Below are 23,526 nucleotides of genomic sequence, written 5' to 3' on the forward strand. Positions count from 1 at the left end.
ACCGGCTTTCCCTGCGCAGTGGTTTACGGCTTACTTCGTGCTCTTCCCGGTGACCGGGCTTTCTTGCCACCGTCATCCGCGGCAGCTCTTGCTGCTCGCGTACTTAGCGCCAGCGTCGGGGCGCCAGAACCACACGACTTCGCCGTCCGCGAGTGCCGCGCTCGTCAGTCGCGACACCCGCGTCCACCGCATCTCACCGCAACGTTCGTGACGATCGCGAGCCGCCCCTCATTTCGGGTGAGACGCGCGGAGTTAAATCACTGATTTGCCCGACGGCGGAAGCGGAATGTTTTTCGCGGGAGGACTGGACGGGGCAAATCATGTTGGAATTGCTGGCGAATTTTCCTCCGTCATTCCGGGGCATCGCGAAGCGATGAGCCCGGAATCCATTTTGCCGTCTGCGCAAGTGGACGAATGGATTCCGGGCTCGCGCCAAGAGGCGCGCCCCGGAATGACGGGCTGAGCGAGCGGTTGCGAAACTGGCAAACCCTGCTGGGCCACCATATCTGGCATAATTATGAACCACCTACCGCAACCGCTTGGCCGGCAGCGGGCGATGTGATAGTTGCTTTCGACCAGCTTCGACCGCCCACAATTGACCGACCGCATCCCCTAAAGGCTTGCGGCGGTGGAGATATTTCGCCGATGACCTCTTCCTCAACGAGCGCCAAATCCGGTTCCGCGCCTGATTCCTTCTTCAGGGCGACCCTTGCCGAGGCCGACCCCGAAATCGCGGAGGCGATCAAGGGTGAACTGGGCCGGCAGCGCCATGAGATCGAGCTGATCGCTTCCGAGAACATCGTCAGCCGCGCGGTGCTGGAAGCGCAGGGCTCGGTGATGACCAATAAATACGCCGAGGGCTATCCGGGCGCGCGTTACTACGGCGGTTGCGAATGGGTCGACGTCGCCGAGACGCTGGCGATCGAGCGTGCCAAGAAACTGTTCGGTGCCAAGTTCGCCAACGTGCAGCCGAACTCCGGCAGCCAGATGAACCAGGCGACGTTCCTGGCGCTGCTGCAGCCCGGTGACACCTTCATGGGCCTCGACCTCGCCGCCGGCGGCCATCTCACCCATGGCTCTCCCGTCAACATGTCCGGCAAATGGTTCAAGGCTGCGCACTACACGGTGCGGCGCGAGGACCAGCTCATCGATATGGATGCGGTGGCCAGGCAGGCCGAACAGGTCAAGCCGAAGCTGATCATCGCAGGCGGCTCGGCCTATTCGCGCGCATGGGACTTCAAGCGCTTCCGCGAGATCGCCGACAGCGTCGGCGCCTATCTGATGGTCGACATGGCGCATTTCGCGGGTCTCGTCGCCGGCGGCGTCCATGCTTCGCCGGTGCCGTACGCGCATGTCACGACCACGACGACGCACAAATCGCTGCGCGGTCCGCGCGGCGGCCTGATGCTGTGGAATGACGAAACGCTGACCAAGAAGCTCAACTCGGCGATCTTCCCGGGCCTGCAGGGCGGCCCCTTGATGCACGTGATCGCGGCCAAGGCGGTCGCGTTCGGCGAGGCGCTGCGGCCGGACTTCAAGGTCTATGCCAAGAACGTGGTCGAGAATGCCAAGGCGCTGGCGGAAACGCTGCGCGGCCACGGACTCGACATCGTCTCCGGCGGCACCGACAACCATCTGATGCTGGTCGACCTCCGGCCCAAAGGGCTGAAGGGCAACGTGTCCGAGAAGGCGCTCGTGCGCGCCGCCATCACCTGCAACAAGAACGGCATTCCGTTCGATCCCGAGACGCCGTTCGTCACCTCCGGCCTGCGGCTCGGCACGCCGGCAACGACCACGCGCGGCTTCGGTGTCGCGGAGTTCAAGGAAGTCGGCGGCATGATCGCGGAAGTGCTGACCGCGCTGCAGCAGTCGCCAGAGGGCAAGGCGCCGCTGGTGGAAGCCGCGATCAAGGAACGCGTGAAGGCGCTGACCGACCGCTTCCCGATCTATCAATAAGGAAATCGGCAGATGCGCTGCCCGAGTTGCAACAGTCTGGATACGCAGGTCAAGGACTCGCGTCCGACCGAGGATTCGGCTGTGATCCGGCGGCGGCGCGTCTGCATTACCTGCAATTTCCGCTTCACGACATTCGAGCGAGTGCAGCTTCGCGAGCTGACGGTGATCAAACGCAACGGCCGCCGCGTGCCATTCGATCGCGACAAGCTGGTGCGCTCGCTGCAGATCTCCTTGCGCAAGCGGCCGGTGGAATCCGAGCGGCTGGAGAAGATGGTGTCCACGATCGTGCGGGAGCTCGAAAGCAGCGGCGAGGCCGAGGTTTCGTCCGAGGCCATCGGCGAGATCGTGATGGAGCATCTGCGCCAGCTCGACGATGTCGCCTATGTCCGCTTCGCCTCGGTCTATCGCAACTTCCGCGAAGCCAAGGATTTCGAGGCGCTGCTCGGCGAGCTCACCAGCGAAGACGACCCGCGCATCGCGCAGTTCCGCAAATGATCTTTCGTATTCTGGAAGACAAGCTCGCCGCACAAGCCAAACAGTCGAGAGCCGCTGACCTGCGGTTCATGCAGCTTGCGCTTCAGCTCGGTCGGCGTGGGCAGGGCCGTACTTGGCCAAACCCGGCGGTAGGCGCGGTCGTGGTCAAGGACGGCGTCATTGTCGGTCGCGGCTGGACACAGCCCGGAGGGCGGCCACATGGCGAACCGGAGGCGCTCCGGCGTGCGGGCGAAGCGGCGCGCGGCGCCACGCTCTATGTGACGCTCGAGCCGTGCTCGCATTTCGGCCGCTCGCCACCCTGCGCTGATGCGGTGATTGCCGCTGGCATCGCGCGCGTGGTGTCGGCGATCGAGGATCCGAATCCGGAGGTCGGCGGCCAGGGCCACGCACGGTTGCGCGCGGCGGGCATCGCGGTCGATGTCGGGACATGCGCGGAGGAGGCCGCGCGCGACCATGCCGGTCATTTCCGCCGTATCAGCGATAAGCGCCCGCATGTGCTGCTCAAGCTCGCGGTCTCCGCCGACGACAAGATCGGCGCCGTCGGCTACCGGCCGGTGACGATCACGGGAGATGTGGTCCGGACGCGGGTGCATCTGCTCCGCGCGCAGAGCGATGCGATCCTGATCGGAATCGGCACGGCGCTGGCCGACGATCCGGTTTTGACCTGCCGCTTGCCGGGCATGGAGGCGCGTTCGCCGGTGCGGGTGGTGCTGGATCGCGCGCTGCGCCTGCCCGGCGACAGCCGCCTGGTGCATTCGGCGCGCCAAACGCCGTTGTGGGTGATGACGTCGGAGCTTGCCGAAGCGCCGGCTGCGATGAAGCTCGGCGCCGCCGGCGCCCAGGTGATGCGGGTTGCCGACACGACCTCGCCGCGGGGACTGGATTTGCTGGCGGTGCTGCATGCGCTGGCCGAAAAGGGCATCACCAAAGTGATGGTCGAGGGCGGGGCGCGGGTGGCGTCATCCTTTGTTGCGGCTGATCTGGTCGACGAAGCCTGGCTGTTGCGCGCGCCGGAGCCGGTCGGCGCCGACGGCGTGCCCGCGCTGCACGCATTGCCGCTCGCCGCCATCACGCAGTCGCACGCCTTCAAGGTTTGTGGTAGCGAAACGCTCGGAAAAGATACCCTCACCATTTACGAGCGTGCTTGATGTTCACGGGCATAGTCACAGATGTCGGCGAGATCACCCGCCTGACACCGACCGCGCAGGGGCAATTGCACCGGCTGCGGATCGCCTGCCGCTACGATCGCGCGACCATCGCGGATGGCGCCTCGATCGCCTGCAATGGCGTGTGCCTGACGGTGGTCGCCTCCGGCGTTGAGGGCGGCACGACCTGGTTCGACGTCGATGCTGCCGCCGAAACGCTTGCGTTGACGACGGCGAAGCGCTGGGGCGTCGGAACCCGGCTCAATCTCGAGCGTGCGCTGAAGATCGGCGACGAGCTCGGCGGCCACATCGTGGCGGGCCATGCCGATGGCATCGCAACCATCATCTCGCGCGAGGACTTGCCTGACATGGCGCGGTTCGAGCTGCGAACCACGCGCGCTCTTGCGCGTTTCATCGCGGTCAAGGGCTCGATCACGCTGGATGGCGTGTCGTTGACGGTGAATACGGTCGATGACGTCACATTTTCGGTGCTGATCATCCCGCACACTCTGACAGTCACGACGATCGGCGGCTGGGATGCGGGCAGCGAGGTCAATATCGAAGTCGACCTGATGGCCCGCTATGCGGCGCGGCTGACCGAGATGAAGTAGCGGCGGCCCTTGGCACAGGCGGCGCCTGCGCCTAAAACGCCGGCCAATCCATCCTCGTCCTTCGAGACGCGGCCAAGTGGCCGCTCCTCAGGATGAGGGCACCGATCGAAACGGAAACAGTAATGGCAGACGCACGGCGCGCACCGTTGAAGGACCAGACCGACATTTCCGGCGCGCGTGCGCTGATCGTCGAGGCGCGGTTCTATGACGACATTCAGGATGCGCTTCTGGAAGGCGCCGTCGCGGAATTGAAGGCCGCGGGCGTCGGCTACGACGTCCTCACGGTTCCCGGCGCGCTGGAAATTCCCGCGGCGATCGCGATCGCGATCGATGCGGCCGAGAAGAACGGCAAGCCCTATGACACGGCGGTCGCGCTCGGCTGCGTGGTGCGCGGCGAGACCATCCATTTCGAGATCGTGTCGATGGAATCCTCGCGCGGCCTGATGGATCTGGCGGTGAACAGGAAGTTTCCGCTCGGCAACGGCATCATCACCGTCAACACCGAGGAACAGGCCTGGGCACGGGCGCGCGCCAATGACCTGAACAAGGGCGGCGATGCTGCGCGCGCGGCACTCGCGATGCTGCGCATCAAACGCCGGCTGGCGAAGGGTTGATCATGGGGAAGCCGGCAAAGCCATTGGATCGGAAAGCCAACCGCCGCGGCGCCGCGCGGCTCGCGGCCGTGCAGGCGCTCTACCAGATGGACATCGCCAGCGCCGGACTGAACGACGTGCTCGCGGAGTTCGAGAGCCACTGGCTCGGCAACGAGGTCGAGGGCGAGAAGTATCTGCCGGCGGAAGCGGCGTTCTTCCGCGACGTCGTCTCCGGCGTGGTGCGCGACCAGGCCAGGCTCGACCCGCTGATCGACGAGGCGCTGTCCAAGGGCTGGCCGCTGAAGCGGATCGATGCGATCCTGCGCGCCGTGCTGCGGGCGGGCTCCTATGAACTGGAGCACCGCAAGGACGTGCCGGGCCGTGTCGTCGTCTCCGAATATGTCGACGTGGCACATGCGTTTGTGGAGAAGGACGAGACCGGCATGGTGAATGCGGTGCTTGACCAGATCGCCCGCCAGTTCCGGGCCGACGAGTTCGTGCGTGGGTAGCGCATGATGAGATCGCGTTGCATCCGCGATGGCAACTGCGCCCCCTCTCCCGCTTGCGGGGGAGGGCTGGGGTGGGGGTGCCACCGCGATGGGACTTTCCGTGGGGAGAGAGCCCTCACCCGGCGCTACGCCATAGCCGAAGCTTCGCTTCGGCGTGTCTTAAGAACGGCCGCCGGGGCGGCCTATGCCTCTCCCGCAACCGGGAGAGGTGAATTGAACGCGCTGCTGATTCAACCCAATGGCATCACGCTCTAGCCGTCCGCCGGCATCCGGCGAGGACTCCCTGATCGCGCGCTACTTCCGGCCGCTCGCGAAGGACCCGGGCGCGTTCAATCTCGATGACGATGCGGCCGCATTGCGGGCCGGGGGCGAGGATATCGTCGTTACCACCGACGCGATCGTCGAGGGCGTGCATTTTCTAGCAGGCGATCCGCCCGCGACGCTGGCGCGCAAGGCGCTGCGGGTCAATCTCTCCGATCTTGCGGCCAAGGGGGCCGTCCCCTCCGGCTTTGTGCTGACGCTGGCGCTGCGCGCTGTCGACGATGCCTGGCTGAAGCCATTCGCGCAGGCGCTTGGCGAGGACGCTGCCCAATTCGGCTGTCCGCTGCTCGGCGGCGACACGGTCTCCACGCCCGGGCCGGTGACGATCTCGGTCACCGCGTTCGGGCGCGTGCCACAGGGCAAGATGATCCACCGTAGCGGTGCGCGGGCAGGGGACCGCGTCGTGGTCACCGGCACGATCGGCGATGCCGCGGTCGGCCTCAACCTGCTGAAGGCGGGGCCCGTCGCCTCAGCGCTTGCGAATGACGATGCCGGGCGCGAGATGCTCACCGGCCGCTATCGCGTGCCCCAGCCGCGCAATGCGCTCGCCAAGGCGGTGCGCGACTACGCCAGCGCCGCGATGGATGTGTCCGACGGGCTTGCCGGCGATCTCGCAAAGCTCTGCGCGGCTTCTGCCGTCTCGGCCGTGATCGACGTCCAGAGCATTCCACTTTCGCCGCCGGCCGCCACGCTGGTAGCGCGCAAGGTCATCGGTATCGAGGACCTCATCTCGGGCGGCGATGACTACGAGATCCTCTGCGCCATCCCTGGAGATCGCATGGCGGCCTTCGTGCAGGAGGCCAAGCGCGCGGGCGTGGCCGTGACCGCGATCGGCGGCATCATTGCGGGGTCGGCAGCGCCCAGCTTCCTCGACTCTCAGGGCCGGGAACTGGTCCTGAAGCGCCTGTCCTACAGCCATTTCTAGAATTGGCCGAGAAAGCCGTCCCCCAGACTGGATAGCTGCCGAAATCGTCCGGTTTTGGTCACCGGCGGCGTTGCGCCGCGAAAGCGATTTTGGCAAGGTCGCGGCCGATTGTGGCTACCCTTTTGGGCAGGGTGGACCGCTTGATAAGCGCCAGCCGCATTCCGCGGAAAACAAGGCGCGGGGATACATCAAGGATCTGAGGCAGAATTCAATGACAGCTTTATGGTTGATCGTGCTCTGCGGAGTACTTTCCATTGTCTACGCGATCTGGGCGACCAGTTCGGTCCTGAACGCTGACGCGGGCACCCCGCGCATGCAGGAGATTGCCGCGGCGGTGCGCGAAGGCGCGCAGGCATATCTGCGGCGCCAATACACCACGATCGGCATCGTCGGCGTCGTGATCTTCATCCTGCTGGCCTACTTGCTCGGTACCCTGGTCGCGATCGGCTTCGCGATCGGCGCGATCCTGTCGGGCGCGGCCGGCTTCATCGGCATGAACGTGTCGGTCCGCGCCAATGTCCGCACTGCGCAGGCGGCGACGAAGTCGCTCGCCGGCGGCCTAGAGCTGGCCTTCAAGGCCGGCGCGATCACCGGTCTGCTGGTCGCAGGCCTGGCGCTGCTCGGCGTCACCATCTATTTCGGCTACCTGACCAGGATCGCGGGCTTCGCGGCGGATAGCCGCACCGTGATCGACGCCATGGTGGCGCTCGGCTTCGGCGCCTCGCTGATCTCGATCTTCGCCCGTCTCGGCGGCGGCATCTTCACCAAGGGCGCAGACGTGGGCGGCGACCTCGTCGGCAAGGTCGAGGCCGGCATCCCCGAGGACGATCCGCGCAACCCGGCGACCATCGCCGATAATGTCGGCGACAATGTCGGCGACTGCGCCGGCATGGCCGCCGACCTCTTTGAGACCTATGCGGTGACCGCGGTCGCCACCATGGTGCTGGCGGCGATCTTCTTCGCGAAGTCGCCGGTCCTGGTGAACATGATGACGCTTCCGCTCGCGATCGGCGGCATCTGCATCATCACCTCGATCATCGGCACCTTCTTCGTCAAGCTCGGCGCCAGCCAGTCGATCATGGGGGCGCTCTACAAGGGCCTGATTGCGACCGGCATCCTGTCGCTGATCGGCATCGCCGGGGTGATCTATACCCTGATCGGCTTCGACAAGCTGCCGGGCGTCGAATATTCCGGCATGTCGCTGTTCGCATGCGGCGTGGCCGGCCTCATCGTCACCGCGCTGATCATCTGGATCACCGAATACTACACCGGTACCGACTATCGCCCCGTGAAGTCGATCGCCGCGGCCTCGGTGACCGGCCACGGCACCAATGTGATCCAGGGGCTGGCGATCTCGATGGAGGCGACCGCGCTGCCCGCGATCGTCATCATCGCCGGCATCCTCGTCACCTACAGCCTTGCCGGCCTGTTCGGCATCGCGATCGCGACCACGACCATGCTGTCGCTGGCCGGCATGATCGTCGCGCTCGACGCCTTCGGCCCGGTCACCGACAACGCCGGCGGCATCGCCGAGATGGCCGGCCTGCCGAAGGAGGTGCGCAAGTCGACCGACGCGCTGGACGCAGTCGGCAACACCACCAAGGCCGTGACCAAGGGCTACGCGATCGGCTCGGCCGGTCTCGGCGCGCTGGTGTTGTTTGCGGCCTATAACCAGGACCTCAAATTCTTCATCGCCGACTCCGCGAACCACACCTATTTCGCCGGCGTCAATCCGGACTTCTCGCTCAGCAACCCCTATGTGGTGGTGGGCCTGCTGTTCGGCGGCCTCTTGCCGTATCTGTTCGGCGCGCTCGGCATGACCGCGGTCGGCCGCGCGGCGGGCGCGATCGTGGAAGAGGTGCGGCGCCAGTTCCGCGAGAAGCCCGGCATCATGCAGGGCACCGACAAGCCGGACTATGGCACGGCGGTCGACCTCCTGACCAAGGCGGCGATCAAGGAGATGATCATCCCGTCACTGTTGCCGGTGCTGTCGCCGATCGTGGTCTACTTCCTGATCTACACGATCGCCGGCGGCGGCGCGGCCGGCAAGTCGGCGGCGTTCTCCGCCGTGGGCGCGATGCTGCTCGGCGTCATCGTCACCGGGCTGTTCGTCGCGATCTCCATGACTTCGGGTGGCGGCGCCTGGGACAACGCCAAGAAGTACATCGAGGACGGCCATTATGGCGGCAAGGGATCCGATGCCCACAAGTCCGCGGTGACGGGCGATACCGTCGGCGATCCCTACAAGGACACGGCGGGCCCGGCGGTCAACCCGATGATCAAGATCACCAACATCGTGGCGCTGTTGCTGCTGGCGATCCTGGCGCACTGAGCGGCGCGAACTGAATGCAAAACCCCGCGGCGCGAACCGCGGGTTTTTTGTTTCGTTGGCTGAAGGACGACGCGGAGGGCCGCGTCACTTCACCTCCATCTGCAGGCCTTCCTTCTCGATGATGGCGGCGAACTTCTTGGTCTCGGCGTCGACGAAATCGGTGAATTGCTGCGGCGTGCCGTAGTCGGGGCGGGCGCCCATGCCGGAGATGTTCTTCTTGACGTCGTCGCGTTCCAGCATCGCCTTTATCTGCCGGTTGAGCTCATCCACGATCGGGGCGGGCGTGGCCTTGGGCAGGAATACGCCGAACCAGGAGGAGACTTCGAATTTCGCAAGCTCCGGCGCGCTCTCGCGCATGGTCGGCAGCTTCGGCGCGGCGTCGCTGCGCTCGGTCGTGGTGACGCAGAGCCCGTTGAGCTTGCCGTCCATCACCTGTGGCAGCGACGGATAGAGGTTGTCGAACAGGATCTGGATGTCGCCGGCGAGGCCCGCCTGCAGCGCCGGTCCGGCGCCGCGGAATGGCACATGCGTCATCTTCAACCCCGTGAGTTGCAGGAACCAGGCGCCGGTCAGATGGGGGCTCTGGCCGACGCCGGACGAGCCGTAGGTGAGCTTGTCCGGGTTGGCCTTCAGATAGGCGATCAGCTCGGGGATCGACTTGATGCCGGTCGAGGGATGCGCCGAGACGATGTTCGGGATCCGGATCATGTTGGAGACCGGCTGCAGCTGATCCTTTTGGTAGGTGAGATTCTTGAAGATCGAGTAGGCGATCGCGTTGGGTCCGGGGTTGCCGACCAGGATGGTGTGGCCGTCGCCCTTGTTGCGGACGACCTCGGCGGTGCCGATCGTCCCGCCGGCGCCCGACCGGTTCTCCACGATTGCCGACTGTCCCCAGGCGGTCTGCAGATGTGCCGCGAGCAGCCGGCCCATCACGTCGGTGGAGCCGCCGGCGGCGGCCGGCACGATCAGGCGGACGGTCTCGGTCGGCCGCCAGTCGCCGGCCCCGAGGCTCGCGCGCGGCAGGATGGTGGCGGCGGAGACGGCGGCGGTGCCCGTCAGCAGGCGGCGGCGGGAAAGCAAGGTTCGGCTCACGTGTTCACTCCCTGATTTGAACTTGTTTTCAGGGAGCGTAGGGGAGCGCAGGGCGCTCCGGCAAGCGAGGACTTAAGCGGCGACTTGGCGCAGCCGGCTGACGGCTAGAGCATTTTCGGTTCTGATCGAATCAGAACCGAAGCTCTAGACTCTTGTTTTGACGCGTTTTCTTCACGCGAACCGGTATCCACTTCGCTCGAAAACGCTCTAGTTAAAGCTGAGCAGCTTGAACAGCGGCGTCAGGTAGCTGAGTTCCTGGCCCGAGGTCGGCGTGGTGCGGCTGATGAAGTCGAAGATCTTGCCGTCCTGCAGGCCGTAATTGGCGATACGGCGGACGGTGCGATTCTTGTCGAAATAGACCGCGATCACGCGCTGGTCGATCACCCGCTGGTTCATGAAGGCGACCGGGCGCTCGGTGCGCTGGGAGATGTAATAGAACACCTCGCCGTCCAGCGTGGCGACCGTCGACGGCGTACCCATCACGATCAGCACCTGGTCCTGGCTTGCGCCGATCGGAATCTGCTCGAGCGCGCCCTGCGGCAGGATGTAGCCCTTCTGGAATTGCTCGCCGGTGCAGGCGGCAAGCAGCGCGCAGACGAAACCGATGGCCGCCGCGGCGCGGCAGCGCGCTAGCACGCCGCGTGAGAAGGACACGCGTGGGCTGGTCTGATTGGCTTCGGTCATTGCTGGAACTGATCCGTCCCCTTGCGTCGCACGAGGCGTTGACGTACCGGGCACGGCTCAGGATTGCAACATCGGCGGGCGCTTTGGGCCCGCGGGCGGAACCCACAATGCTTTGGCCGTTCAATCACTTCAGGAAACCCCGGCTACCCCCGCGCGGCACCATCGAGACCATCTATGGCATGATCGTGACGCAGGCGCGAGAACCGGTGTTTTACCGACAGTTCGCGGTCGCGGACACGGTTAACGGCCGATTCGACCTGCTGCTCATGCATCTGTGGCTGGTGCTGCGGCGCCTCCGGGCAGTGGAGGGCGATTCGGGCCTGTCGCAGGCGCTGTTCGACCGCTTTTGCGAGGATATGGACGACAATCTGCGCGAAATGGGGGTCGGCGACCTCACGGTGCCGAAGCGGATGAAGGCGTTTGGCGAAGCCTTCTACGGCCGCTCCGTGGCCTACGACCTTGCGCTCGCAGATGGCCACGAGGCGCTGGCGAACGCATTCTGCAAGAATATCTTTAATGGCAAGGACATCGAGAAGGCCCGGTGGCTCGCGACCTATGCCGAGCGCGTTGTCGCGTTGCTCGATGAACGCGATGCAGCGGCGCTGTCGGCTGGCTCATGGCAGTTTCCCGTGCCGGAGCAGCCAGGCGCCTCGCAAGTGAGAGCTGATTGCCGTGACAGATAGACCTATTCCCTCGCGCTACCCTTCACGTGATCCTTGGCGCGCGCTAGTTGTGGTGGCGCAGGTGCCGGAAACTGGCCTGCACCGCGACATCGTGGCCGATCCACGCCAGCGCCAGGCCATGGCCGAGATCGCCGGCCTGCGCGAGGTCGTTTCCGCGCAGGCATCGTTCGACGTCACGCCGAAAAGCGGTGGCCGCTTCCATGTCGCGGGCTCGGTGCGCGCCCGGGTCGGGCAGACCTGCGTGGTGACGATCGAGGAGATCGAGAACGACATCGACGAGGAGATCGACCTGATCTTTGCCCCGCCGGAGCAGATCCCGCAGATGGCCGCGCTGGCGGAAGAAGCCGAACGCAGCGAGGCCGAGATGCCGGACCCGCCGGAGCCGATCGAGAACGGCATGATCGATCTCGGCCGGCTCGCGACCGACGCGCTGTTCCTGGCGATCGATCCTTATCCGCGCAAGGCGGATGCCGTGTTCGAGCCCATGATCGAGACCGGCGACCCCGAGGACCACCCGTTTGCCGTCCTCAAAGCGCTGCAGGCCGCGCCGGAAGCGCCCGGTGGAAACAAGCCCAAAGGGAAATCCAAGGGGAAATAGACTCCGGCTAAAGTGGATTATGAGCCCGAACCGTGGTGTGAAGCCGCTCGGTTGCAAACTCATAAATCTCATATAAGATACTGAATCACTTGTAGTATCTTGCGTGGCCGCCCTCCGCATTCCCGCAATCCTCGCCCGGTTGGTAAAACCTGGTGAAGAGGTTGTGTCAGAACGGGGACCGGTTATTGTCGCGGCCCGGCCGGGCGCTCCGTTGCCTCCGGCCGGTCATCGCGACCGCGATGGACATCGCCGACCGCGATAGACATCGCCGACCGCGATAGACATTGCTGACGGCGGTGGCTTTCAAACGGGTGGCCGGTCTGCTTCAAGGCGGCCGGCCAGAGAGCAGGTTTCCGGGACGTTCATGCTTCAAAAGGTTCGAATCGCGCTTGACGCCATGGGCGGCGATGTCGGCGCACCCGTCGTCGTCCCCGGCGCGGCGATTTCGTTGGCTAGACATCCCGGCACCGAGTTCCTGCTGTTTGGCGACAGCAGGCTGATCGAAGCGGAATTGGCCAGGCATCCCGCACTGAAGGCGGCCTCGCGCGTTATCCATACCGATGTCGCCGTCGGCATGGACGACAAGCCGAGCCAGGCGCTCCGGCGTGGCCGCAAGACCTCGTCGATGTGGCTTGCGATCGACGCGGTGAAGCACGGCCAGGCCGATGTCGCGGTCTCCGCCGGCAACACCGGCGCGCTGATGGCAATGGCGCGGTTCAACCTGCACACGCTGCCGGGGATCGACCGCCCGGCGATCGCGGGAGTGTGGCCGACACTGCGCGGCGAGTCCGTCGTGCTCGACCTCGGCGCCTCCATCGGCGGCGATGCGCACCATCTGGCGGCGCTCGCGGTGATGGGCAGCGCGATGGCGAGCGTGCTGTTCGACATCGAGCGGCCGACCGTCGGACTGCTCAATATTGGCGTCGAGGAGATGAAAGGACACGAGGAGATTCGCGAGGCGGCCGAACTGCTCAGGGCGATGGACCTGCCGCAGCTCAACTATATCGGCTTCGTCGAGGGCGACGGCATCGGCAAGGGGCTGGCCGACGTCATCGTGACCGAGGGCTTCTCCGGCAATATCGCGCTGAAGACGGCCGAGGGTACCGCACGGCAGATGTCCGAATTCCTGCGCAACGCCATGTCGCGGAGCCTGTTGTCGCGGATCGGCTATCTCTTTGCCCGTGGCGCCTTCCAGGCGCTGCGCAACAAGATGGACCCCAGGAAGTCCAATGGCGGGGTGCTCTTGGGACTGAAGGGTGTGGTGGTCAAAAGTCACGGCGGGATCGACGCCGAAGGCTTTGCCTATGCCGTCGATGTTGGCTATGAGATGGCCCACTACGATCTCCTCACCAAGATCAATCAGATGCTCAACCGCGACGGCAGTGCGCTGGCTTCAGCGCAGACCGCGCAGGAGGCTGTCTCGTGACTGCGATACGATCGGTCGTGCTCGGCTGCGGCTCTTATTTGCCGGAGCGGGTCCTGACCAATGCCGAACTGGCGACCCGGGTCGATACGTCGGACGAATGGATCGTGCAGCGGACCGGGATCAAGGAGCGGCACATCGCGGCCGAAGGGGAGTTCACCTCCCATCTCGGCATCAACGCCGCGCGTGCCGCGCTTGCCGATGCCGGCCTCGATGCGCAGGACATCGATCTGATCGTGCTCGCGACCTCGACGCCGGACAATACGTTTCCCGCGACCGCGGTCGCGGTGCAGAACGGTCTCGGTATCACCCATGGCGCTGCCTTCGACCTGCAGGCGGTGTGCTCCGGCTTCGTGTTTGCGCTGGCGACCGCCGACAATTTCCTGCGCACCGGCGCCTACAAGCGAGCGCTGGTGATCGGCGCCGAGACCTTCTCGCGCATCCTTGACTGGAACGACCGCGGCACCTGCGTGCTGTTCGGCGACGGCGCGGGCGCAGTGGTGCTGGAAGCGCAGGAGCAGCCGGGCAGATCGTCCGACCGCGGCGTGCTGACCACGCATCTGCGCTCTGACGGCCGCCACAAGTCGAAGCTGTTTGTCGACGGTGGCCCCGGATCGACGCAGACAGTGGGTCACTTGCGGATGGAAGGCCGCGAAGTGTTCAAGCACGCCGTCGGCATGATCACCGACGTGATTGTCGATGCCTTCAACGCCACCGGCACCAGCGCCGAGGACATCGACTGGTTCATCCCGCATCAGGCCAACAAGCGGATCATCGATGCTTCGGCGCACAAGCTCCATATTGCGCCGCAAAAGGTGGTATTGACGGTCGATCGTCATGGCAATACCTCGGCAGCATCGATTCCCCTCGCGTTATCGGTTGCTGTGAAAGATGGGCGCGTGAAGAAGGGCGATCTCGTGCTGTTTGAGGCGATGGGCGGCGGCTTCACTTGGGGCTCTGCGCTCGTGCGCTGGTGACACGTGCAATCAAAAAAGACACATCCTTAGCGTTTTTCTCGGCGCTGCTGCATTATCGCCACTGTTGACCATGGCCTGCTAACCTCCTAATTTCAGGAGACAAATTTTGTTCGCCGAGAGTGCGGGGCAGGCGATGACCGGAACCGGTAAAACAGTCACACGAGTCGATTTGTGCGAGGCGGTCTACCAGAAGGTGGGGCTATCGCGCACGGAATCCTCGGCGTTCGTCGAACTCGTCCTGAAGGAAATCACCGATTGCCTGGAGAAGGGCGAGACGGTGAAATTGTCGTCATTCGGCTCCTTCATGGTGCGCAAGAAAGGTCAGCGCATCGGACGTAATCCGAAGACCGGCACCGAAGTGCCGATCTCGCCGCGACGAGTGATGGTGTTCAAGCCGTCGGCGATCCTGAAGCAGCGGATCAACGGCCAGCCCCACGGGTCGACCAACGGCGAAGACAAGAGCGGATAATTCCTTCTTGAGCGTGATGACGTTTCTTCGAATCGTCATCCCGCGCTATCGTTATTCGAGCATGATCTCCGCGGAAACGCTTGGCGTTTGTCGCGACCGCATTGGTCCGGGTCATGCTGCAGGAGAGGGAGCGGGCATTTGGAAAAGGCGCCCGATGCATTCCGTACCATCAGCGAGGTGGCTGACGAGCTCGACATCCCCCAGCACGTGCTGCGCTTCTGGGAGACGCGGTTCGCGCAGATCAAGCCGATGAAGCGCAGCGGCGGTCGCCGCTACTATCGTCCTGACGACGTGGACTTGCTCAAGGGCATCCGTCGCCTGCTGTATGGCGAGGGCTACACCATCCGCGGCGTGCAGCGGATCCTGAAGGAGCACGGCATCAAATCGGTCCAGGCAATCGCTGACCAGAGTGCGGCGATCTCGTTCGGCGCCGTCGAGGAGGCGATCGGCCAGAGCCTGCGGGAACCCGACGAGGAGGAGACCGCCGGCCACGATAGCGATGCCGAGGACGAAGAATATGATGACGGCAACGCCATCGAGATCGACTACCGCTTCGTCGACCCCGACGAGGACGGCATCCTCGCCCCCTTCAAGGGCCGGCAACCGCCGCCCGCGCAGCCCATGGCGGCATCCGCGCCCGCCCGCGGCATCCCCGCCGCCGACCGCGAACGCCTGCAGCGCGCGCTCCAGGACCTGATCAGCTGCCGGGAAATGCTGGATTCGGCAATGAAGGACGGGCAGGGGTGACTGGAACTGACCGATTTGCGGTGCTTTTCGACCTGTCGGTCGAAAAATTGGTCGGAGCGAAAGGATTTGAACCTTCGACCCCTAGTCTCCCAGACTAGTGCGCTAACCGGGCTGCGCCACGCTCCGATGCCGTTCCATTAGCTTCGATCAGGGCTTCGCGCAAGGCGACGTCTTGAGTGATTTTGCGATTGTTCTAATTCCCGTGGTTCTCCGACCATGAACAAGGTTCCGAATGCGTCGAACGAATCGGTCGGCGCATCGTTAACGTGCGCGAACATGGGAGGACGCTCGCAATGAAGACGCTCGCGATGAAATGGACTCTAGTGGTGAGCGGCGTGGCAATGTTGGCTGGTCCAGTATCGGCCGATCCCTGGAAAGATGAGAGCGGCAAGGGCCGATGGGTTTACGATCGCGGAACTCACCGTGCCTACAATTACGATCGCGAGTACAAACAGGAATTCCATCGCGGGCCTTGCAAGATCGAGCGCAAATGGGAGCGCAGCGGAGAGTACAAGGAAGAGACCAAGTGCAAAGGCTATCGATAACTCCTGCCATGATTGAAGTACCCTCGTGTTGGTCTGCACGGGGCTGGCGCCGATGATGGTCAGTGGGACACTTTGAGTGCATTGCCGCCAGAAAAAGCGGACCGCCTCATTTGGCTAGCGAACAAGTCTTGCGGGCGCTTTAATTAATTGCAACCCAACTTGGGTTCATTGTGTTCTGGCTGGGGACGGATCGAGAGCGCGGAATGAAAACGAGCGACGTCATATGCCCTCAATGCGGTGCCGGATTCCGGCGGGTGGAGCTTTCGTCTCATCACGGAAACGAGGGCGACTATAGTTGTCCCGTTTGCGATACGGCCCTTGAGATTTTTGATGGCAAGAACTTGGTTGCCTATCGGCTGACAATCCAGCCTTCCACCAAAAGTGTCAGCGCTTAGTGGAGCAGACCCCGCACGCGACATCCGTTGCCGGTACGAGCTAGCCTAGAGAGATTGGGGTGGGCTCAAATCCCAGCGCTGACGCGGGTCGTATCGCGCGCTGCCTCGCGCAAGCGTTAATTCTGCTTCCTGTGGCGCCTGATCAGCCAGTAGACGCCGTAGCCGATGGCAAGGATCGGGAGGCCTGCGCCGGCGATCGGGCTGGGGGCTCCCCTGGTGTTGCCGGGGGCGTTCGCGCAATTGCCCCTGTCATTGCAGGCTTGTGCGGGCGGGGTGACCGTCGTCAGAGCGAGGGCCAAAATCGCGGCGGTAATGCCAAAGCCGATCTTCATTTGACGTCTCCCCTAATTCCGACCGTCTATTAATTACGCCAATTAAATAGCTCATGAAAGAATTAAATGACTTAACTTAAATGAACTTCTGGATATTTTTTACGGCACCGGCTCGCCGGGCTGGAGGCCGGTAGGAGCCGTCATTCCCCCATCCAGCCGACTTGGAACGCACCTGCATAGGTCGGGTTTGCAGCCTATGGAGTCGATACGCTCGCTCGTTGACAGCTCGTTCTTTATTGCCTGGACCTATCTCGAAAAGACCGGCGAGCTGGGTCAACCGGACACGTCCGCAGTTATTCTGCTGGATGCCATCGAAGCGCTGATCAAGCGGGGAGAGAGGCGTCCGTTGCTGCTGGCGAACAAGGCCATCGCGGCCTATCGGGAACATGCGATGCACTCTGGCGTTCTACCTGCAGGAAGAGGACACGCGATGGATAACCTGACCAGGAAGGATCAACGCGACCGCTCGAAGATCAACATGCACGAGGACTTCGAGGTCAGGTACTGGACCAGAGAACTCGGGGTCACCAGAGAGCAGCTACAGAAGGCTGTCGACAAGGTTGGCAACAGCGCTGCCACGGTCCGCAAGGAGCTGGGCAAATGAAGGTAGACGAGCAGGCGATCCGAGCGCGCGCCTATCGATTGTGGGAAGCTGCGGGAAGTCCCAAAGATCAGGAAGAGCGCTTCTGGTATGAGGCGGAGCGCCAGCTCAAGGAAGAGCAGATTCAGCACGAGGTGAAGACGCCGGACACCCTGTGAGCCGGACGTGCTCGGCTTATCGAGCCTGGTTGGAAAAGCGCGATCGCAACCATGCGATGGGCCCCCGGTACGCGGCCTCTTCTGCATGATCAAGGCAGTCACGATGGGTGCGTCATCGTGGACGGCGGCGCTAACGAACGTTGGGGCAAGGTGTCTTCGGTCACGGCAGACGACGCAAATAGATTCCGCAAGCCGGCCGAGCTGTGCCGTCAGCAGGCCGCAACAGCCGTGACCCCTTGAGAGGGACCAGCGGCCTGACGGCCTTCGGTTGGGCGTTTTCCGGATCGGCCGAAAATCGATGCTTCAGGTCGCGCCGCGTAACTGGAGATTGTAGCTTAAACCCACCCGTTCCGACGATCTTCCGGGCAATGTATCTGGGCCTAGATACCCAATACCCAGACGGCGACGATAGTGCCGAGCACGGCGAGCCCGCTGATGGTCCAGCCGGTGAGATAGGCTGTGCTGTCGGTCTCGGGCTGATCGACCATGGTATCGCGCCAGGTCATGACGGCCTCCATCCATTGCCTCTCGGAAGTAGGTCGCCGCAGACGGCTCAAGGTTCAAACCCGGGCGCGGCGCCGATGCCCTGCGCCGCATCCCAGGCGGACCAGCAAAGCTGATCCAGTTCAGTTCGGTTCGGTTCTTCACAGGCCTATGTGCGGCTGACTTTGGGGAGGTGACCTTGTTTGAGTTCAGCAAAGGATGGGCCGAGGTTTTTCTTCCCACGCAGTCCGTGCTGGAGATGTTCGTGCGCGGCACCATCATGTATCTCGTCATCTTCGTGCTCATGCGCTTCGTGCTGAAGCGCCAGGCTGGCGGGCTGAACATATCGGACGTGCTTCTCGTGGTGCTCTTGGCCGATGCAGCGCAGAACGGGATGGCCGGCGAGTATCGCTCGATCACCGAAGGTGTGGTTCTCGTCTCCACCATCATCTTCTGGAATTTCATGATCGATTGGCTCGAGTATCATGTTCCGGCCATGAGGCGGCTGCTTCGACCCGCGCCGTTGATGCTTATCAAGGACGGACGGATCCTGCGCGGCCACATGCGACAAGAACTCGTCACCATGGACGAGCTCATGAGCAAACTGCGCGAGGAGGGCGTTGCAAGCCCAAGCGAAGTCGCCGAAGCCTACATTGAACCGGATGGCAATATCAGCGTGAGAAAAACCAGCGCCAAGGGTCAGTAGCAATCCCGGCCGCAGGCTGCGGCTCGATGTTGCATTGGTGCCGTCTCACCGGCTTCTCAATTCGGAGATGCCGAACGAGTGCAGACGTGGGAGACACGTCGTCTGAGCTGGGCAAACGACGTGTCGGAGTTGGCGGTCTCTTACCGCGCGTTTCGCTTGGGTTTGCGCACGGCCCGGACCTTGCCGCTGGTGCCGCCGCCGCAGAAGAACTGATCGCGCCCGTCGGATTCCAGTCCCGACACGCTGACACCGGGCGGCAGGGCGAGGCGCTCCAGAGCCTCGCCGGTCTTGGGATCAATTCTGGTCAGATCGCCTTCGTCGTCTTCCCAGGTGCCGTGCCATAGCTCGCCGTCGATCCAGGTCACGCCGGTGACGAAGCGGTTGGATTGGATGGTGCGGAGGATCGCTCCGGTTTTGGGGTCGATCTGGTGGATCTTCCGCTCCCGGTACTGTCCGACCCAGAGCGTTCCTTCAGCCCAGGCCAGCCCCGAGTCTGCGCCGCCGCCGGGTGAGGGGATCGTGGCGAGCACGCGGCCGCTCTTCGGATCGATCTTCTGGATGCGATCTTCCGCGATCTGAAACAGATGCTGGCCGTCGAACGCCGTTCCTGCATGTGCGGGGACTTCGATCGATTGGACCGTATCCCCGCTTGCTGGATCCATGGCGTTGATCCGCTCGCCGGATGCGAACCAGACGAGCTTGCCGTCGTATGTCAGCCCATGAACGTGGTCGACGCCGGGGAATGGGCCATATTCGCGGATGATCTCGGCTTTTGATGTAATCATGCTTCCTCCTCGTTGCTCGAAAGTGGAGGGACCCTAGCCATTCGTGAGCGGCGCGGTGAGTAACAAGGTCGTCGTGAATCCCGGCAAGGGCGGGGTCATCCAGCGCCGCGCGCGGCCGCGGCCGAACGATTGCACCTTGTCTCTTGCCGCGAGGTCATCGAGCGCCCGCTGCACGGTGCGCTGACTGGCACCGAGCGCCAGCGCGAGCGCCGAACTCGACCACGACTCCCCATCGGCGAGAAAGGCGAGCACCTCCGCATGCTCCTCTTCGACGGGGCGCGCCAGCACGACGACGTCGCGCGCCTGGTGCGGTACGAGCGCAAATCCTTGTTTGGTCGCGCTGACGTCGGCAAGCGTGCGAAGCATGCTGCGAAGCCGCCCGATCTCGACCCGCAGCCGCGCACGATGGGATTCATCGGCATGCTTGCCGCGGAATGCGCGCGCGACCAGCGTGTCCCTGGTCACGTCGTTCGGCCAGGTTTCGGCCAGCGCGCGGGCGAGCGCGAACAAGACCGGACGCGTGGCGAGCGAGACCGTCACGTCCGTCTCACGCACGACGTAACGACAGCCATCCACGACCAGCGATTTCGATGCCAGCAATGCTTCGACTTCGTCAAGCAAAAGCGGGCGCTCCTCGCCGCGTGCGATGAGACGCGCCGCGGGTGTACCGAGCAAAACCGCTGCGCTTTCGACCTCCGCCGTCAGCGCGGGGATGCGTGCCTGCTGCGCCGCGGCCTCGGCCCGCGCGAGCGCTGCGCGGGCGGGCTTGGTCCGGAGGCGGCGCATCGCGATGCCCGCAACGACCAATTCGTGCGCGGCCCTCGAGGCCGGCGGGAAGGGCGCGGGATCGAGGTCGGCAAGCCTGCGCTCGGCCTCCTCCAGGCGTCCGACCAGGAGCAGGCGCCGGATCTCGAGATAGCGCGCATGCGCGGCGTTGACGAAATCGCTGTGCGCTTCGAGCGTTGCCCGCGCGGCCTCGAGCGCCTTGGCGGGAAAGCCGAGGTCACGGGAGGCGAGCGCGATCTCGGCTTCCGCGACGACGCATCTGGCGCGCGCGACTGCCTCCTTCGGCCCGAAGGTGCGCGCGGCGGAGCGCAGCAGAGCCTTCGCACGCACGAAATCGCCGAGCTGTGCCATGGCGATGCCGCGAAGCGCCAGCGCCGGCGCGTCCTTGCGCAGCGCAACGCGGTTTAGTGCGCCAAGCGGATCACCCATCGCGAGCGCACGCGCGGCGGCCGTGATCAGCGAATCCATCGCAATCCCGTCACACTTGTCACTCTCGCCCCTTCTGCGCCCGGTCCTAGTCTACCTCACAGTTACAGACCAGTACGTAGCGAGGAGGAGAGCTCATGGTCGACTGGACAATCCTTTCCCCAACATTCCTCACCGCCACGGTGGAGTGGGCGGAGGCCGTCGTCACGGTCCTGACCGTCGGCCCCGGCCACCCGGCGGACGATCCCCAGAGGTGAGCATGGCGATGACGACACACTGCCCAAAGCTCGACGTGGATGCGGCGAATGGCGTTTCGCGATCCGCTTGTTCGACGTTGATCACGAAGATGTCCGCGGCTGACTGGCTATCGCTCGCGGCCGCGCCGACCTTCGCGATCATGGTGCTGCTTACCGGCGTCGGCGGCGCGCCCGATATGCTCTGCTCGCCCGCATCGCCGTTCGCGGGAATGGTCCCGATGTACGTGCTGATGACGGCATTCCATCTGGGGCCGTGGCTGAAGCTGATGGCGAGGCGACGAAGCGGCTAGGTGGCGAAGCGCCGCATTCGGATGCGCCGCCACTGGATCACGGCTTCGACATTCGCTAGCCTTGCTGTCACCGACAACATGCGCCGGGCGTCGATTTCCCGCCTTGTGGAATGGGACGCATAACAACCAACAAGAGGGGAAAGCGTCGCCAATGAAGGAATTTGCCGGGAAGATTGCCGTGATCACGGGCGGCGGCACGGGCATGGGGCGCGAGCTGGCGCGGCAGCTCGTGGCCGAGGGATGCAATGTCGCGATGTGCGACGTCTCAGCGGAGGCGATGGCCGAGACGAAGCGGCTGTGTGAGGCGGAGAAGCTGCCGCAGGGATTGCGCATCACGACCCATATCGCCGATGTCGCGATCGAGGATCATTTCAAGCGCTTTCGCGATGAGGTGATCGAGCAGCAGGCGACCGACAAGATCCACCTCTTGTTCAACAATGCCGGCATCGGCGGCGGTGGCAGCCTGTTCACCAATACACGCGAGCAGTGGGAGCGCACCTTCAACATCTGCTGGGGCGGCGTCTATCTCGGCGTCCGCACCTTCCTGCCGCTGCTCGTGAAGGCGGACGAGGGGCACATCGTCAACACCTCCAGCGTCAACGGGTTCTGGGCGACGGTGGGCATGGGCGTGTCGCACACCGCCTATAGCGCGGCGAAATTCGCGGTGAAGGGATTCACCGAGGCGCTGATCAACGACCTCCGGCTGAACGCGCCGCATATCAAGTGCTCGGTCGTGATGCCCGGCCATATCGGCACCTCGATCGTCTCCAATTCGCGGAAGGTGCAGACGGGTGCGGAGTCCGACCAGCTCACCGAGCAGGAGATCCTGCAGACGCGCCAGCGCATGAAGGGCATGGGCATCGATGTCGATGCGATGTCGGACGAAGACATCCAGCAAGCGTCGCTCGAACGGGCACGGACGTTCCACGACGATGCGCCGACCACGGCGGCCGCGGCGGCCAAGATCATCCTCGACGGCGTCAAGGCGGACCGCTGGCGCATCCTGGTCGGTCAGGACGCGCATGTGCTGGACGAGCGCGTGCGCCAGACACCGGAACTCGCCTACACGCCGGAATTCTTCGAGCGCATCAAGGCGGATGTCGGCTGGCGGCTCGGTTAGAGCGTTTTCAAGCGAAGTGGACACCGGTTCGCGTGAAGAAAACGCGTCAAAACAAGAATCTAGAGTTTCGGTTCTGATTCCATCAGAACCGAAGCTCTAGTTAACCGCGCGCCACGCGGAGGCGGGAGTTGGGCTGGTAGGCGAGACGCGCGTGGCCTGGGCAATAGGGCAGGCCGTCGACGGGACGATTGCCGCAGAAGCGGAAAGCCGTGGCGTCGGGCATGTCGACCGGCCAGCGGCAGCGCTGCTCGTCCAGTTCGAGCAGCGAACAGCAATGGCCGTTCACGATCGGCTCGTCCGGTGGCGCCTCGCCGTACTCGGCCTGCAGTATCCGGATCTGATGCCGCACCGTCCTTGCGCGCGGCGCGCGGGGAGAAGCCTTTCGCGCCGGCCGCGCGTCCTCGTCGCGCGGCTCCCGTGTCAGGTTGAGGCGGGAGAGCTTGCCGATCACGGCGTTGCGGCTGACGCCGATGTCAGCGGCGATCTCGCGGCAGGTCAGTCCGGCATCGAAGCAGCGCTTCAACTGTTCGACGCGCTCGGTGGTCCAGATCGATAGGATAGCGGTCATGGCGGTGGTCCCAGGTTGCCGGATGTTCTCCGGGTTGGTTTGACCACCCCTCAGCCGGACCGTCCGACGCCTCGCCTCATGGCTTGCCGTTGTCGCGGATCGACAACAGCCCATCCTTGATCGCGAGGCGGATGCCTTCCTCGATCAAAGTCCGGGCAACGCCGGGGACGCTGGTGCCATGGGTGCCCTGTCTCACCAGCTTCTCCATGTAAGCGATGGTCGAGAGCGCCAAAGTGACGGGAATGCGATCGGTCTCGGCTTTCTCCGTGGCCATGGCAAACGCTAGCCTTTTACGCCTGTACAGAAAAGTATCTATTCAGACTCTATTTAGTTTTACGCCGACGAGTCAAATTGATTCGCTTTTCAGGCACTATCCTATTGGAAAATCATGAGAACGCAGGAAATGCCGCTGGGGATAATGCGCACCACCCCCGGTCCATGGCTCGACCGACGGGCGGCGAGGGCGCGGCGAAACGCGCAAGGATTCGCCGATTTATGGGATTGCTTCCTGGCG

Annotated in this window: 30 protein-coding genes and 1 tRNA gene; 22 read left to right on the plus strand and 9 right to left on the minus strand. The window is 64.0% G+C overall.

Annotated elements, in window-relative coordinates; translation table 11 throughout:
* The 10 genes from J6497_RS36475 to J6497_RS36520 all read left to right on the plus strand — a co-directional run.
* The coding region (locus J6497_RS36475) for a hypothetical protein (protein ID WP_225704943.1) at positions 1-211 on the plus strand (211 nt) is incomplete at its 5' end.
* A gap of 75 nt (positions 212-286) precedes the next feature.
* Entirely contained in the window at positions 287-463 is a 177-nt protein-coding gene (locus J6497_RS36480) for a hypothetical protein (RefSeq protein WP_225709034.1), read from the plus strand.
* 182 nt (positions 464-645) lie between these two features.
* Positions 646-1,956 (plus strand): serine hydroxymethyltransferase, encoded by a 1,311-nt coding sequence (glyA, locus tag J6497_RS36485; RefSeq protein WP_225709035.1) that lies wholly within the window; start codon positions 646-648, stop codon positions 1,954-1,956.
* Between the two features lie 12 nt (positions 1,957-1,968).
* Positions 1,969-2,451, plus strand: coding sequence for a transcriptional regulator NrdR (gene nrdR / locus J6497_RS36490; protein ID WP_225709036.1), 483 nt, complete (start codon positions 1,969-1,971; stop codon positions 2,449-2,451).
* The gene (gene ribD / locus J6497_RS36495) at positions 2,448-3,599 is read left to right on the plus strand and encodes a bifunctional diaminohydroxyphosphoribosylaminopyrimidine deaminase/5-amino-6-(5-phosphoribosylamino)uracil reductase RibD (protein WP_225709037.1); all 1,152 of its coding nucleotides are present in this window, start codon (positions 2,448-2,450) and stop codon (positions 3,597-3,599) included. The genes nrdR and ribD overlap by 4 nt, the downstream gene beginning before the upstream one ends.
* Positions 3,599-4,207, plus strand: a complete 609-nt coding sequence (locus J6497_RS36500; protein WP_225709038.1) for a riboflavin synthase — start codon at positions 3,599-3,601, stop codon at positions 4,205-4,207. The genes ribD and J6497_RS36500 overlap by 1 nt, the downstream gene beginning before the upstream one ends.
* 122 nt (positions 4,208-4,329) lie before the next feature.
* Entirely contained in the window at positions 4,330-4,821 is a 492-nt protein-coding gene (gene ribH, locus J6497_RS36505; protein WP_225709039.1) for a 6,7-dimethyl-8-ribityllumazine synthase, read from the plus strand.
* Between the two features lie 2 nt (positions 4,822-4,823).
* Positions 4,824-5,309, plus strand: coding sequence for a transcription antitermination factor NusB (gene nusB, locus J6497_RS36510; protein WP_225709040.1), 486 nt, complete (start codon positions 4,824-4,826; stop codon positions 5,307-5,309).
* A gap of 238 nt (positions 5,310-5,547) precedes the next feature.
* Positions 5,548-6,555, plus strand: coding sequence for a thiamine-phosphate kinase (gene thiL, locus J6497_RS36515; RefSeq protein WP_225709041.1), 1,008 nt, complete (start codon positions 5,548-5,550; stop codon positions 6,553-6,555).
* A gap of 211 nt (positions 6,556-6,766) precedes the next feature.
* Positions 6,767-8,887 (plus strand): sodium-translocating pyrophosphatase, encoded by a 2,121-nt coding sequence (locus J6497_RS36520; protein ID WP_225709042.1) that lies wholly within the window; start codon positions 6,767-6,769, stop codon positions 8,885-8,887.
* Positions 8,888-8,971: 84 nt separating this feature from the next.
* Here the strand turns inward: J6497_RS36520 and J6497_RS36525 are convergent, their stop codons facing one another.
* Positions 8,972-9,979 (minus strand): Bug family tripartite tricarboxylate transporter substrate binding protein, encoded by a 1,008-nt coding sequence (locus J6497_RS36525; RefSeq protein WP_225709043.1) that lies wholly within the window; start codon positions 9,977-9,979, stop codon positions 8,972-8,974.
* A 207-nt stretch (positions 9,980-10,186) separates the two neighbouring features.
* Positions 10,187-10,663 carry an outer membrane protein assembly factor BamE gene (locus tag J6497_RS36530; protein ID WP_225709044.1) on the minus strand — a complete coding sequence of 159 codons (477 nt, stop codon included), beginning with the start codon at positions 10,661-10,663 and terminating at the stop codon, positions 10,187-10,189.
* Positions 10,664-10,770: 107 nt separating this feature from the next.
* Here J6497_RS36530 and J6497_RS36535 point away from each other — a divergent pair, with 107 nt between their 5' ends.
* From J6497_RS36535 to J6497_RS36560, 6 genes are all read left to right on the plus strand, one after another.
* Positions 10,771-11,346 (plus strand): ubiquinol-cytochrome C chaperone family protein, encoded by a 576-nt coding sequence (locus J6497_RS36535; RefSeq protein WP_225709064.1) that lies wholly within the window; start codon positions 10,771-10,773, stop codon positions 11,344-11,346.
* Positions 11,336-11,944, plus strand: a complete 609-nt coding sequence (locus J6497_RS36540; protein WP_225709045.1) for a YceD family protein — start codon at positions 11,336-11,338, stop codon at positions 11,942-11,944. Before J6497_RS36535 ends, J6497_RS36540 begins: the two co-directional genes overlap by 11 nt.
* Positions 11,945-12,308: 364 nt before the next feature.
* Positions 12,309-13,370, plus strand: coding sequence for a phosphate acyltransferase PlsX (gene plsX / locus J6497_RS36545; RefSeq protein ID WP_225709046.1), 1,062 nt, complete (start codon positions 12,309-12,311; stop codon positions 13,368-13,370).
* Positions 13,367-14,344: a beta-ketoacyl-ACP synthase III gene (locus J6497_RS36550; RefSeq protein ID WP_225709047.1), complete on the plus strand. Its 978-nt coding sequence runs from the start codon at positions 13,367-13,369 to the stop codon at positions 14,342-14,344. The genes plsX and J6497_RS36550 overlap by 4 nt, the downstream gene beginning before the upstream one ends.
* 133 nt (positions 14,345-14,477) lie before the next feature.
* Positions 14,478-14,813: an integration host factor subunit alpha gene (locus J6497_RS36555; protein ID WP_225709065.1), complete on the plus strand. Its 336-nt coding sequence runs from the start codon at positions 14,478-14,480 to the stop codon at positions 14,811-14,813.
* Positions 14,814-14,951: 138 nt separating this feature from the next.
* Complete coding sequence (locus J6497_RS36560) at positions 14,952-15,560, plus strand: MerR family transcriptional regulator (RefSeq protein WP_225709048.1); 609 nt, start codon at positions 14,952-14,954, stop codon at positions 15,558-15,560.
* Positions 15,561-15,608: 48 nt separating this feature from the next.
* Here J6497_RS36560 and J6497_RS36565 read toward each other — a convergent pair.
* Positions 15,609-15,686, minus strand: a tRNA-Pro gene (locus J6497_RS36565).
* A 167-nt stretch (positions 15,687-15,853) separates the two neighbouring features.
* Between J6497_RS36565 and J6497_RS36570 the strand changes: the two genes are divergently transcribed.
* Positions 15,854-16,105 carry a hypothetical protein gene (locus tag J6497_RS36570; protein ID WP_225709049.1) on the plus strand — a complete coding sequence of 84 codons (252 nt, stop codon included), beginning with the start codon at positions 15,854-15,856 and terminating at the stop codon, positions 16,103-16,105.
* A 511-nt stretch (positions 16,106-16,616) separates the two neighbouring features.
* On the opposite strand, the gene J6497_RS36575 is transcribed toward J6497_RS36570, so the two are convergent.
* A complete protein-coding gene (locus tag J6497_RS36575; RefSeq protein WP_225709050.1) occupies positions 16,617-16,832 on the minus strand; it encodes a hypothetical protein in 216 nt (71 codons plus the stop codon).
* A gap of 430 nt (positions 16,833-17,262) precedes the next feature.
* Here J6497_RS36575 and J6497_RS36580 point away from each other — a divergent pair, with 430 nt between their 5' ends.
* Positions 17,263-17,436, plus strand: a complete 174-nt coding sequence (locus J6497_RS36580) for a DUF3606 domain-containing protein (RefSeq protein ID WP_225709066.1) — start codon at positions 17,263-17,265, stop codon at positions 17,434-17,436.
* Complete coding sequence (locus J6497_RS36585) at positions 17,433-17,591, plus strand: DUF2934 domain-containing protein (protein ID WP_225709051.1); 159 nt, start codon at positions 17,433-17,435, stop codon at positions 17,589-17,591. The genes J6497_RS36580 and J6497_RS36585 overlap by 4 nt, the downstream gene beginning before the upstream one ends.
* Positions 17,592-17,971: 380 nt before the next feature.
* Here J6497_RS36585 and J6497_RS41395 read toward each other — a convergent pair whose 3' ends face one another.
* The gene (locus tag J6497_RS41395; RefSeq protein ID WP_283845799.1) at positions 17,972-18,097 is read right to left on the minus strand and encodes a hypothetical protein; all 126 of its coding nucleotides are present in this window, start codon (positions 18,095-18,097) and stop codon (positions 17,972-17,974) included.
* 176 nt (positions 18,098-18,273) lie between these two features.
* On the opposite strand from J6497_RS41395, the gene J6497_RS36590 reads away from it, so the two are divergent.
* A complete protein-coding gene (locus J6497_RS36590; RefSeq protein WP_225709052.1) occupies positions 18,274-18,780 on the plus strand; it encodes a DUF421 domain-containing protein in 507 nt (168 codons plus the stop codon).
* A 140-nt stretch (positions 18,781-18,920) separates the two neighbouring features.
* Here J6497_RS36590 and J6497_RS36595 read toward each other — a convergent pair whose 3' ends face one another.
* On the minus strand, positions 18,921-19,565 hold the full coding sequence (locus tag J6497_RS36595) for a Vgb family protein (protein ID WP_225709053.1): 645 nt from the start codon (positions 19,563-19,565) through the stop codon (positions 18,921-18,923).
* 33 nt (positions 19,566-19,598) lie between these two features.
* Complete coding sequence (locus tag J6497_RS36600; RefSeq protein ID WP_225709054.1) at positions 19,599-20,819, minus strand: helix-turn-helix domain-containing protein; 1,221 nt, start codon at positions 20,817-20,819, stop codon at positions 19,599-19,601.
* Between the two features lie 223 nt (positions 20,820-21,042).
* Here J6497_RS36600 and J6497_RS36605 point away from each other — a divergent pair, with 223 nt between their 5' ends.
* Both J6497_RS36605 and J6497_RS36610 read left to right on the plus strand, forming a co-directional pair.
* Positions 21,043-21,324 (plus strand): hypothetical protein, encoded by a 282-nt coding sequence (locus tag J6497_RS36605; protein ID WP_376708331.1) that lies wholly within the window; start codon positions 21,043-21,045, stop codon positions 21,322-21,324.
* 151 nt (positions 21,325-21,475) lie between these two features.
* Positions 21,476-22,444 (plus strand): SDR family oxidoreductase, encoded by a 969-nt coding sequence (locus J6497_RS36610; protein ID WP_225709055.1) that lies wholly within the window; start codon positions 21,476-21,478, stop codon positions 22,442-22,444.
* A 100-nt stretch (positions 22,445-22,544) separates the two neighbouring features.
* Here the strand turns inward: J6497_RS36610 and J6497_RS36615 are convergent, their stop codons facing one another.
* Both J6497_RS36615 and J6497_RS36620 read right to left on the minus strand, forming a co-directional pair.
* Positions 22,545-23,012, minus strand: coding sequence for a GcrA family cell cycle regulator (locus tag J6497_RS36615; protein WP_225709056.1), 468 nt, complete (start codon positions 23,010-23,012; stop codon positions 22,545-22,547).
* 76 nt (positions 23,013-23,088) lie between these two features.
* Positions 23,089-23,286: a hypothetical protein gene (locus J6497_RS36620; RefSeq protein ID WP_027580595.1), complete on the minus strand. Its 198-nt coding sequence runs from the start codon at positions 23,284-23,286 to the stop codon at positions 23,089-23,091.
* Between the last annotated feature and the right edge of the window lie 240 nt (positions 23,287-23,526).

The organism is Bradyrhizobium cenepequi, assembly GCF_020329485.1.
Classification (GTDB): domain Bacteria; phylum Pseudomonadota; class Alphaproteobacteria; order Rhizobiales; family Xanthobacteraceae; genus Bradyrhizobium; species Bradyrhizobium cenepequi.